General features: G+C 46.3%; 9 protein-coding genes. 4 read left to right on the top strand and 5 right to left on the bottom strand.

What is annotated here, in order from left to right; translation table 11 throughout:
- Positions 1-7: 7 nt before the first annotated feature.
- Entirely contained in the window at positions 8-1,306 is a 1,299-nt protein-coding gene (locus NDK19_RS01425; protein ID WP_250630042.1) for a coiled-coil domain-containing protein, read from the bottom strand.
- Positions 1,307-1,311: 5 nt separating this feature from the next.
- Positions 1,312-1,716, bottom strand: a complete 405-nt coding sequence (locus NDK19_RS01420) for a tellurite resistance TerB family protein (RefSeq protein ID WP_250630041.1) — start codon at positions 1,714-1,716, stop codon at positions 1,312-1,314.
- A gap of 375 nt (positions 1,717-2,091) precedes the next feature.
- On the opposite strand from NDK19_RS01420, the gene NDK19_RS01415 reads away from it, so the two are divergent.
- The 4 genes from NDK19_RS01415 (at position 2,092) to rfbD (ending at position 7,473) form a co-directional block, all read left to right on the top strand.
- Positions 2,092-3,507 (top strand): M14 family metallopeptidase, encoded by a 1,416-nt coding sequence (locus tag NDK19_RS01415; RefSeq protein ID WP_250630040.1) that lies wholly within the window; start codon positions 2,092-2,094, stop codon positions 3,505-3,507.
- 146 nt (positions 3,508-3,653) lie between these two features.
- Positions 3,654-3,851, top strand: coding sequence for a hypothetical protein (locus NDK19_RS01410; RefSeq protein ID WP_250630039.1), 198 nt, complete (start codon positions 3,654-3,656; stop codon positions 3,849-3,851).
- A 105-nt stretch (positions 3,852-3,956) separates the two neighbouring features.
- Complete coding sequence (locus NDK19_RS01405; protein WP_250630038.1) at positions 3,957-6,608, top strand: M1 family metallopeptidase; 2,652 nt, start codon at positions 3,957-3,959, stop codon at positions 6,606-6,608.
- The gene (gene rfbD / locus NDK19_RS01400) at positions 6,601-7,473 is read left to right on the top strand and encodes a dTDP-4-dehydrorhamnose reductase (RefSeq protein WP_250630037.1); all 873 of its coding nucleotides are present in this window, start codon (positions 6,601-6,603) and stop codon (positions 7,471-7,473) included. Before NDK19_RS01405 ends, rfbD begins: the two co-directional genes overlap by 8 nt.
- Before the next feature lie 102 nt (positions 7,474-7,575).
- Here the strand turns inward: rfbD and NDK19_RS01395 are convergent, their stop codons facing one another.
- The 3 genes from NDK19_RS01395 to NDK19_RS01385 form a co-directional block, all read right to left on the bottom strand.
- On the bottom strand, positions 7,576-9,507 hold the full coding sequence (locus NDK19_RS01395; RefSeq protein ID WP_250630036.1) for a TonB family protein: 1,932 nt from the start codon (positions 9,505-9,507) through the stop codon (positions 7,576-7,578).
- 3 nt (positions 9,508-9,510) lie between these two features.
- The gene (locus NDK19_RS01390) at positions 9,511-9,903 is read right to left on the bottom strand and encodes a BlaI/MecI/CopY family transcriptional regulator (RefSeq protein ID WP_250630035.1); all 393 of its coding nucleotides are present in this window, start codon (positions 9,901-9,903) and stop codon (positions 9,511-9,513) included.
- 641 nt (positions 9,904-10,544) lie between these two features.
- On the bottom strand, positions 10,545-12,173 hold the full coding sequence (locus NDK19_RS01385) for an acyl-CoA carboxylase subunit beta (protein WP_250630034.1): 1,629 nt from the start codon (positions 12,171-12,173) through the stop codon (positions 10,545-10,547).
- Positions 12,174-12,182: the final 9 nt, after the last annotated feature.

Below are 12,182 nucleotides of genomic sequence, written 5' to 3'. Positions count from 1 at the left end.
ATTAGGGTTAGTGAGTTAAATTGAATTGGGTCAAATTAACGGTGCGATATTTTTCAATAAATTCTTTAGCAATTTTATGAGCTTCTTCCTGTTCCTGTGAGGGTATCTTGGCATAGGTCATGTATTCCAGCCATCCGTTCAGAAATTGCATCACGATGTGCTCGAGTTCTTTTATGTTGATAGTAACAGAAGGATGTTTAATTTTTTCCTCCAGATGCGTTATGTCAATGGCTATTCCGTTGATTTCCTGCTGAATCTGTTGGATTCTTTCTTCTAATTTTCTTCGGTCGTATTCTTTGAGTGCTATCTGCTCTCTTCGGGCTTGTATCAGCAGTTTAATCTTGTCTAATGCCTGATAAGATGCCATTGTGAAGTCGAAGATGAAACCCCAGATGATGTACACAAGGAAGCCCGAAAAAATAATTGTCCAAAAATGCACATCCTGAAAAGCCAGTGTGAAACTGTAAGGAGGCATATCATTAAATCCTCCTTGTCTTTTAATGTCGTATATTTTTTCTGTAATGCCGTAAGCCAGCAGGGTATCATACAAAAACGTAGTTATAATGAGCATTGCAACTTTAAAGTACATCTTTGCCCCACTGCCTTCCTGAAACTTATGAATCAAATAGCCTAATCCAAGAAAAACGAAAGGAATGGTAAGAATCAGCACGAGTTCGGTTATACCATCGTGATATGCCCGAACAACTGCCTGTGCATCAAATAATTGCTGCGAAATGGTTATGTCATCGGTAACTTGAAACTCTTTAAAAAAGGCAGAGTAGCTGGCAGAACTGTAAAAGACGAATAGATATACCGTGAGGAAAAACAGAATTCCTGCTCCAATGTACAATCCCAATTTGCTTGCTTTTTCTTCAAGGTATGGTGTAGGGTCTTTCTTAATTTCAATGATTTCATGCTCCAATTTGTCTATTGCGGCATTTATCTGAGGAATTTTTTGGTTAATGATTTCATTCTTTTCCTCATGCAAATGCTTAGTTTTTTCTTTAAGCCCGCTTAGTTTTTCACGGAGGTCTGCCATGTGCTTTTCCTGTGCTGTTTTGTCTATACCTGCACGTTCAACAAGCTTGGCTGCTATCCTTTGAAGGCATACTTTTAAACCTACATGAGAACCACGAAGGCTTTCACCTTTTCTTTTGCCCTCCTGATGATGGTCTTCTTTGTCAAAAGGTGTGTGAGATGTTGCAGGTATATGATTTGATATACCTGTTGTTATGTCAGATGCAACGGTCTGTGTAGGTGCTTGTGCAGCGTTTGTATTAAAAATTCCTTTAAACAGCTTCGCCATAATTTTTATAGGTTTTGTTTGACTTGTTCCATAACAGATTGCTTGCTTGCGCCACGCTTGGCTTCTTCCAATAGGAATTCTATGATGAGTGGAATATTCTCCTCTGCAAATCCAAACGCGGTACAAAAGCGCAAAAGGGTATCCTTCTCTCTGTCGTCTATATTTCCGTCTGCCCAAGCCATCCTTGCCAAATCATACAGGTATTCTATTTTAATAAGTGTGTCATGGGGCGCAAACATTTCATCACTCTCAATCGGCTCTCCAAGGAAACTATCAATATCCTGTTCGGTAAATCCCTTATCAATAGCTAATTGATATAGCATTGACAGTTCCTGTTCATGAATGTCATCATCGCTCAGCATCATGCGATAAAGATTTTTGAAATAGCCTTTTAATTCTTCGGTCATCATTTGGTGGGAAATAAATCAGCGTTAAAAATCAAAATAATCGTAAAGTTTGTCTGTCTTCACGGTTTAATATCGCTAAACGACAAACGTTCCCGTTTTTTAAAAAAATTTTTTAGAAGACCTGAATTTTGATGAAGAATATTCTTTAACGCAGTGAACGCTACGAGCGCCATATTAATACTATCACCCAACTCAAAGAGGAAATCGCACACCTGCGCGGCACGGTTAGCTTCCTGCAAGAGCAGTTGCATATATTAGCGGATATAAGTTTAATTTGTTCTTATAATCCGTGTACTAAAAATGCAGACTAACCGCTTTCTCCTCCCTCTATGCTTGTGCTTTTGCCTGAGCGCCTCCATTTTTGCCCAAAAAAGAACCATGAACAGAAAAGCGTTTGTTGCTGCCCTGCAACGGCAATATGAAACCTACCGCGAACCCTATTTTACCTATCGCCGATTCAAACACGCTGATATTCAGCCGCTGATAGCTGCACTTTCACCCGACAAAGGTTTTTCGGTAAAAGAGTTGGGGCTTTCTACCGAAAAGCGCGTGATTCATCACATCCGATTGGGCAAAGGCACCACCAAAGTGATGCTCTGGTCGCAAATGCACGGCGACGAAGCCACGGCGACTATGGCGCTGTTCGATATTTTCCGTTTTTTCAGCGCTTCCGATGAGTTGGACAGCTACCGCAAGGTTATATTAGACAACCTGAGCCTGCACTTTGTGCCGATGCTCAACCCCGATGGGGCGGAGGTGTTCAAACGACGCACAGCATTAGACATAGACATGAACCGCGATGCCCTGCGGTTAGTCAATCCCGAGTCGCGGTTGCTCAAAGGCCTGCGCGATGAACTGAACGCCGATTTCGGGTTTAACCTGCACGACCAACATACGCGCTACACGGCCTACTATACGCCCAAGCCGGCCACTATTTCATTCCTTGCGCCTGCCTATAACGTAGCCAAAGAGGTAAATCCCGTGCGAGAACGTGCCATGCGCCTCATTGCGGCCATGAACGACGACCTGCAAAGCATCATCCCCGGGCAGGTTGCCAAATATAACGATGAATTTGAGCCGCGTGCCTTTGGTGATAACATCCAAAAATGGGGCACAAGCACCGTGTTAATAGAGTCCGGCGGCTACCCCGATGACCCTGAAAAATTTTATATCCGCCAATTGAATTTTATTGCCATTCTTTCGGCGCTTTATGCCATTGCGCAAAAAGAATATGAGCATCATACAACCGAGCAATATTGGGCGATTCCCGAAAACCGCACACAACTGCGCCATTTGGTGCTGCGCAATGCTTTGCTGGATTTCAACGGAACAGCCTACCGCGCCGATATCTCTTTTGACATCCGTGAGCGCATGAAAGCCGACGGGCGCAGTTTCTATTACCAATGCTTTGTGGACGACATCGGCGATTTGAGCACCTTGTACGGCTATCGCGAAATAGACTGTACCAATTTACAGGTGAGTTTCGGCAAGGTTTATCCCGAAGAAATGTACAGTTTAGACCAAATCAGGAAACTGAATTTCAGCCGCTTACTGGCGGAAGGCTACACTGCTTTGCGCTACAAAGGGCAGGATTGGCAGGAAAAAGACGTTCCGGCAGATATTCCCTTTAACCTGCTGCGAGGCAACCACACCCGCCCTGACGATGCGGTCAGTATGGAGCAAAACCCCGACCTTGTGCTTGCGGAGAACGGCAAAGTGCGTTATCTGATTATCAACGGATTTGTGCGAGAGCCGGATGTTCAATCATCAAAAGGCAACGCTTTGAGCTACTGACCAATGGTTGCATCTTTTTTTAGAAAAGCAAAAATTTAGATGATTCACAAAAAAAGATTCTTTCCATTGAAAACTTTTTAGTACCGGCAAGCGACTATCAATAACTCTGCAATACAACCGCTGTTTTTAACATTTTTTTCATAACAGTGGCATTATATTTACCTCACGGCTGTTTTGCATCTTTGGGTATTGTGGCTATATTTGAAAAACTTATTGCTCTCACCGGTAAATGTGAAAATACTTCGGTTAAAGGTTTACAAGCCTTAGCCAACAAACAACAAAAAGCCCTATCGGAAACCGATAGGGTTTTCTCAACAGTAAATATGAAAATGAAAACAAACTGATTAACGTTGGAATGGTACAGATGTTGCACGGTTAGTCAGTAATTAACAAAACATTAACACAAAAGCCCTTTTGAGGGCTTTTTTTATTTAGCGCATAACAAAAACATGATGATGATGAGTATTCAACCTGTAAGGTTAAGTTTGGCAGGACTTGTAGCGGTGTTTTTCATCTATGCCTGCCAACCTAAAATCACACAACCGGGAAACACAGTCAAGGCAGAGCAAGTAGTCAGCGATGGGGGCGACCCCGATGCAGCTTTCGAGGACAGCCTGATGAAGGTGTGGTCGCGCTCGGCAGGGGTATGGGCGCCTACGCGCTGGAAGTATAATCCCGAGCGCACACGGCATTTTAAGTTGAAGCATACCAAGTTGGAGGTTTCTTTTAATTGGCAAAAGCAACATCTCAACGGAATAGCCACGCTTACCATGCAGCCGTATTTCTTCCCGCAGGACAGCGTCATTCTGGATGCCAAAGGTTTTGACCTCCACGAAATCCAACTGACGGGCAAAATCAACCAACCACTGGGCTATTCTTACGACGGCAACCAAATTCGCATCGGGTTGAACAAAACCTACACCCGCAACGAGGAACTGACACTACGCATCCGATACACTGCCAAACCCAACGAGCTGCAAACACAAGGCAGCGCTGCCATTACCGACCGCCGCGGACTGTATTTCATTAACCCCACAGGCGAAGAGCCCAATAAGCCGCAGCAAATCTGGACACAAGGCGAAACAGAAGCCAGTTCGTGCTGGTTCCCGACCTTTGACGCACCTAACGTAAAAACTACGCAGGAAATCTTCATCACGGTAGATTCGGCCTTTGTCAGCCTGAGCAACGGCCGCCTGATAAGTTCCAAAATCAACAAAGACGGTACGCGTACCGACCACTGGAAACATGATAAGCCTCATGCGCCTTATCTGTTTATGATGGCCATTGGCAAATATGCCGTTATTAAAGACAAGTGGCGCGATAAAGAAGTGAGCTACTATGTTGAACCTGAATATGCGCCTTATGCACGTGCCATTTTTGGTCGCACGCCCGAAATGATGGAATTTTTCTCCAACCTGCTGGACTATCCGTATCCATGGGATAAATACTCGCAGGTAGTTGTGCGCGACTTTGTTTCGGGAGCGATGGAAAATACTTCTGCTTCGGTGTTTATGGAGCAGTTACAGGTGGACAACCGCTACCTGTTAGACGACAACTGGGACAATATCATCGCTCACGAGCTTTTTCATCACTGGTTTGGCGATTTAGTAACCTGCGAAAGCTGGGCAAACCTGCCGCTCAACGAATCTTTTGCTACTTACAGCGAATACCTTTGGCAACAACACAAATACGGGCAGGATGCCGCCGATGAATTTTGGCAAAATGAGTGGGAACAATACCTCAACGAGTCTTATACCAAACGCGAGCCGCTGATTCGCTACTACTACCGCGAAAAAGAAGACATGTTTGACAGCCATTCTTATGCCAAAGGTGGTCTGATTCTCAACATGTTGCGCCATATTTTGGGTGATGATGCTTTCTTTGCTTCGCTGCGCCTCTATCTGAAAAAACACCAGTACGGCAAAGCCGAAATCCACGACCTGCGTCTGGCTTTTGAAGAGGTTACGGGCATGGATTTGAACTGGTTCTACGACCAGTGGTTCATGAACCCCGGACATCCCGAATTAGAGGTGAAACATGCTTATGCCGACGGTTTCCTGACCGTTGAGGTGAAACAGGTGCACGATACAACCTACACACCTGCGGTTTATCGCCTGCCTATGATGCTGGATTATTGGGCAAACGGCCGAAAAATCAGACAAAAGATAGAAATCAACCAGCGCGAACAGAGTTTTCGCTTTGCTGTTGCCCAAAAGCCCGATGCGGTATTGCTGGATGGCGAAACCCAATTGGTAGGTATCATCCGCCACGAAAAAACAGTTGATGAGTGGATGTATCAATTGAAAAATGCCGACCGTATGCTGGCGCGCCGCAAGGCATTGGACGAGCTGCAACTAATGACAAACGAGGCTCCGGGTGAGGATGATGATGCGGCCGAAGCCAAGTTGGCCGCTGCTAACGAAGTTTTACTGGCTGCTGTCCGCCAAGGATTGAATGACCGCACTTGGCAGATTCGTCAAATGGCCGTGCAAGTATTGGAAAGTCAGGAAAAATTAGAAGAAAGCCTGATTGACAAAGTCCAAAACATGGCGCTCAACGATGAACACTCGCTGGTGCGCGCCTCTGCCGTCAATGCACTTTCAGGCAAAATAAATCCTTCTTTCTTTACCAATACGATGAAAGACAGTTCCTACACTGTATTGGTTAATTCGCTGTATGCCTACGCCAACTCAGGCGGAGAGGATGCCGTGAGCTATGTAGAACAATTTGAGGGCGTACAGAACTTTTTGGTAGTCAAAACCTTGGCAGAGTTTTACAGCTACTTCAAAGTACTGGGTAAATACGACTGGTTCGTTAAAACGATGGCACGCCGCAACGGCTATGAGTTGAACTACATGTTCAACTATTTTGGCAGCTACCTGTCCGAACAGCCCGAAAGCGTGCAGTTAGAAGGCGCAAAGGTGCTGGCAGACTACGCACGCCGCCACAGCAACTACGAAACCCGCATTTCTGCCTATGGTGCATTGGTATTTATTGACGAAGTGCCGGGTGTGAAAGCGTTGATGGAAGACGTGCGCAAGGCAGAAAAAGACAACCGCGTATTGGATTACTACCGCTACATGTTCAACAAAAATGAGTAAGCCTGTTTTGCTGATAACGGGCGCTAAAGGGCAGTTGGGCTGTACCCTCCGCCAAATAGCGCCTGATTATCCCGCATTTGATTTTGTTTTTACCGATGTTGATGAATTAGATATCACTCGTGCTGAAAGCATTACTGCATCTTTTGAGCAATACCGCCCGAATTGGTGCATCAACGCCGCCGCCTATACGGCAGTGGATAAAGCAGAAACCGAGCGCCAAGCTGCTTATGCCATTAACGCAGAGGCAGTGCGGCTGTTGGCCAATGCGTGCAGAACTTACAATACTGCCATGCTGCATATTTCCACCGACTTTGTGTTTGGTGGCAGTCGGTCGGTGCCACTGACGGAAGCAGACGATGCCGAACCGCTGAACTACTACGGCGAAAGTAAGCGACAGGGAGAAATCCTGTTGCAGCAGTCGGGTATTCCGTATGTCATTATACGCACCTCATGGCTCTACTCGCCTTACAGGGGGAATTTTGTGAAAACGATGTTGCGCTTAGGCAGAGAACGCGACACACTCAACGTCATTGATGACCAGATAGGTACACCAACCTTTGCCGAAGACCTCGCACATGCAATAATGACAGTTGTACGGCACGACCATCACGCACGGCCTGCATATGGTTTATATCATTACAGCAACGAAGGCGCTGCTTCTTGGTATGATTTTGCACACGCTGTTTTTGACATTGCCCATGTACAGGTAGCGCTGCACCCCATCCCGACAAGTGCGTACCCGACACCTGCTCGCCGCCCGCACTATAGCCTGATGAATAAAGCCAAAATCAAGCAAACATTCGGCCTCTACATCCCCCATTGGCGCGACAGTCTGAGAAGATGTTTGTTGCTGATAAATGAGTGAAACGATGAATCGTTCAATGTGTGAGTAATCAATGACAAAGGGTAGTGGTATTCAGTACCTCTACCCTTTGTTTTAACACACTATTGAAAAACTGTAACGATATTAGTTTTTGGGGCTGAAGCTGAAAGTGATAGGCAATACAAGCGTCTGTGATACTTTTTTGCCATCTTGCTCAGCAGGAATCCATTTCCCGCCATTTTGAATCATGCGTAGCGCTTCCTCATCGCAACCGCCACCAATGCCTTTAACCACTTTTGCGTCGCGAACATCGCCTTGCTCATCCACCGTAAATTCTACAAAAACCTTTCCCTGAATATTGTTGCGTATCGCTTCAACGGGAACCTTGATGTTAGACAAAATATTATTCATAAACTTTTGCATCCCGCCCTGAGGTTCAGCAGGTTTATCAACCTTGCTGCCTTTTTGCAGGAAAAAGTCGCCTTGCATCTCCAACTTAGCAGATGAACCAAGGGTTTTATCGGTAAATACTTCCAGTACGCCATTTTTGCCTTTTTCACCATAAGGCGCTGTTTTTTCAGGCTGTTTGATGACGTTTATTTGCTTAACGCGGTTCGTAGGAATTGCTTTGAGTTCTTCTATGGTCGCTTCCTTGCCGTCAATAAGAATCAGGCCATTAAACTCTTCAGAATTGTCAAATGAAGGTTTAAACGATACTCCGGAAGTATTGGGTGCGTCCACACCAATTGCAGCGGGATTACCCAATGAAAAAACAATAGGCAGTACAATGCGCTGTTTTACTTTTCTGCCGCGTTGTTCGCCGGGCGTCCATTTGCCGCTGAGTTTTATCACGCGCAGCGCCTCTGCATCTATTTCAGGGCTGACACCTTTTACCACCGTAGGACGGGTCAGATTGCCCTGCTCGTCAATGACAAACTGCACGAATACTTTACCCTCTACTCCTGCACGACGCGCTTCGGCAGGGTATCTCATATTTGCCCCAATCATTTTGAGAAATTCAGAAATACCACCTTCAGGCTCTGCGGATTTTTCTACAATAGTGAAAACAATTTCATCAGAATCATTTTCGGCAGTGGTTGGAGCAATTTTTTCGTACTTGTTGGCTTCGGCCAGCTGCTGGTCGCGCATGAGGCGGTCTAATGAGTTGGTACAGGCGGCAGCAATACCTACGGCAGCTACGATACCAAGCGCAGCAATGGTTTTCAGATGGCCGCGCAAAAGCGATGTTTTGGGTTTGTTTAACATAATTATTCGTTTTTTGACAGATGAAACAGAAAAGAAAGTATGAATGGGCTGAAGTTGATTGCTTTGAAGGGTTGCCATAGCCATCAGGCGTATGTATGCCTTTGGGGTGGTGTTGCGGGCTGCCGCCGCATCGGCAAGGTATTCGTGTTGGGTGCGCAGTTCGCGCATGTAGAGCCATGCCATGGGATGAAACCATAGCAGCGAACGCAGCACTTCCATGTAGAGTATGTCCCATGTATGGCGTTGTTCCATATGCGCATATTCATGCCGCAGGATACTTTCCATGTCGGTAGGCGAAAGCGCTTGCGTATTGTCCCAGAACAGCCATTTGCCAAAGGAAGAAGTCGGCAACAAGCCATTGGTAGGAATAACGGCTATTTGTTGCATGTGGGCAGGCAGTGAAGGTACAATAGCTCCCGCACGAACTGCCTGTGGTTGCCGCAACATGGCAAACCGATGCAACCGCCATACCTGAAAGGCACTTTGCAGCAGCATCAGCCCTGCCACAGCAAGCCACAGCGCAGTTAAAATATCACTCAGATGCCACCCTGCTGCTTCCTGATTTGCCTCAACCGCAATGTCGGTAACATAATAGGGCAGCAACAGCATGGCAGGCAATTGCTCTTCCTGTGTAAACAAGCGGTTCATCAGTTCGCCGATGTCAATAAAAGGCAGCACCAGCGCAATAGCCGAACTCAACAACAGGTACAGCCGATTACGCGCAAAAAGCGTATCGCTTTGGAGCAATCCTTTGTAGGCTGCCCAAAACAGCGCAAGGCTAACGGAAGGAATCAGCAGATAGTCAATCATGGTTTAAGCAGGGTTTGAGGGTTCGCTGTCGTCTTGTTGTAAATCTTTCTGTACGAGCTTCATCATTTCCTCAAATTCTGCAAGATTTATGTCGTTTTTCTTGACAAAAAAGGAAACCAAGCGTTCAAAAGAACCACCGAAATAGCTGCCCAGAAAATGGTTGAGAAACTTTGCGCTGTACTCATCGCGGCTGATGAGCGGAAAATATTCATGCGTTTTGCCGTAGGCTTTGTGAGAAACAAAACCCTTTTGCTCCAAAATGCGCACAATGGTAGATACGGTATTGTAAGCGGGTTTAGGGTCGGGCAGTTTTTCTATAATCTCCTTTACCATTCCCCGACCAACCGACCAAAGCGCCTGCATCACCTGTTCTTCGGCTTTTGTGAGTTGTTGCATAGCTTGAACTAATTTTTACAAATATATAACTAAGAATTTAGTTTCAAAACTATGTGCATAGTTTTTTTGTGGCATGTAAGCGACTGATAGAGTGGTTTTTTATAAACAACTCATAATCAAATGTTTAAAATTGATGAATGTCTGGGGGTAACTGATAAAGAAAAGGTAATACCTATATCCATTCAGCAGCTACATTCCGCACCATTCTGATAATCGGTTTTAACAAGCAAATGAGCAAACGGAAACGCATGTTTTCGGTGTCTAACGCGAATTTGTTGGTTTCTATTGGAAAAGTTATATTTTGACTTAACCGCTGTCAGGGGCTACGGCGTGAAACGTGCAACCGAGTGGTATTTTATACACAAACCCGACAGGTTTTAAAGACCTGTCGGGTTTTAAATGACTGCTTTTCAATGATTTACATAAAAAATCACAAACAACTTACGCTTTTACATAACTATCCCTCCCGGCGGCTGCAAGTGCGGCTGCAAGCCCGTAAGCGGATAGTTAAATACAGATTAATTCTTTGAAAAGTTTAACTTTTGATACAGCTTTTCAAAGAATTCTGTAAGTAAGTTAAGGCGCAAAAACCTGAATATCAGTTTTTACTAAATAATCCGCGTTATCTATGTTGCCCCAACCTACGTCTGAATCACCCCCACGTTGTATCGCTTGCGGATAGGGGCGTGGTTGGCAGCTTCTATACCCATGCTGATGACTTTGCGGGTTTCCAGCGGGTCTATTATGCCGTCCACCCAGAGGCGCGCGGCAGCGTAATAAGGCGAAAGTTCCTCGTTGTACTTGTCAGTAATTTCTTTGAGCAGAGCCGCTTCCTGTTCGGCGCTGATTTCTTCGCCTTTGGCTTTCATAGCCGAAACCTTGATTTGCAGGAGCGTTTTGGCTGCCGAAGCACCACTCATTACTGCCAGTTGCGCCGTTGGCCAAGCATAAATCAGGCGCGGGTCGTAGGCTTTACCGCACATGGCGTAGTTGCCCGCTCCGTAGGAGTTGCCCAGAATGATGCTGAACTTCGGCACTACGGAATTGCTCATGGCATTGACCATTTTAGCCCCGTCTTTGATAATGCCGCCGTGTTCGGAGCGACTGCCTACCATAAAGCCCGAAACATCGTGCAGGAACACTAACGGAATGCGCTTCTGGTTGCAGTTCATAATGAAGCGGGTGGCTTTGTCGGCAGAGTCGGAATAGATAACGCCGCCCATCTGCATTTCGCCTTTTTTGGTTTTCACCATTTTGCGCTGATTGGCGATGATGCCTACCGCCCAGCCGTCGATGCGTGCCAGCCCACAGATGAGCGACTGCCCGTACAGTTCCTTGTAAGGGCGGAATTCGGAATTGTCCACCATGCGCAAAATGATGTCCATCATATCGTAGGGCTTGGTGCGGTCGGCAGGAAACAGCCCGTAGATTTCTTCGGGGTTGAGTTTGGGCGGCGCAGGAGTTTTGCGGTTGAAACCTGCTTTCGGAAAATCGCCCATTTTGTCAAAAATATCGCGGATGGCGTTCAGGCAACTTTTATCGTCGGGGAATTTGTAGTCGGTAACGCCCGAAATTTCGCAGTGCGTAGTAGCCCCGCCCAGTGTTTCGTTGTCCACATTTTCGCCGATGGCGGCTTTGACAAGGTAAGAGCCTGCCAAAAAAATCGTTCCTGTTTTGTCCACAATCATGGCTTCGTCGCTCATGATGGGCAGGTATGCCCCGCCCGCTACGCAACTGCCCATGATGGCGGCAATTTGCACAATGCCTTCGGATGACATAATGGCATTGTTGCGGAAAATGCGCCCGAAGTGTTCCTTATCGGGAAAAACTTCGTTTTGCATGGGCAGATACACGCCCGCGCTGTCCACCAAATAGACAATCGGCAGGCGATTTTCCATAGCTATTTCCTGCGCGCGAAGATTCTTTTTGGCTGTAATCGGAAACCATGCACCCGCCTTTACGGTGGCATCGTTGGCAACCACAATTGCCATTCTGCCACAGATATAGCCGATGCAAACCACTACGCCGCCCGAAGGACAACCCCCGTGCTCTTCGTACATGCCTTCGCCCGCAAATGCACCGATTTCCAGCACGGGAGCGCCTTGGTCGAGCAGAAAAGCGATGCGTTCGCGCGCCGTAAGTTTGCCTTGCTTGTGTTGTGCTTCTATTTTCTTAGCCCCGCCGCCCATTTTGACTTTATCGTAGCGGGTTTTCAGCCTGAAAAGTTCCTGTTTGAGCAGGTCTTCGTTTTTGTTGAATTCAATATCCATGTGTGTGGG

This window comes from Rhodoflexus caldus (genome assembly GCF_021206925.1).
Taxonomy (GTDB): Bacteria; Bacteroidota; Bacteroidia; order Cytophagales; family Thermoflexibacteraceae; genus Rhodoflexus; species Rhodoflexus caldus.
The sequence above is the reverse complement of the archived record's forward strand: the minus strand, read 5'-3'. Positions and strand labels throughout refer to the sequence as shown.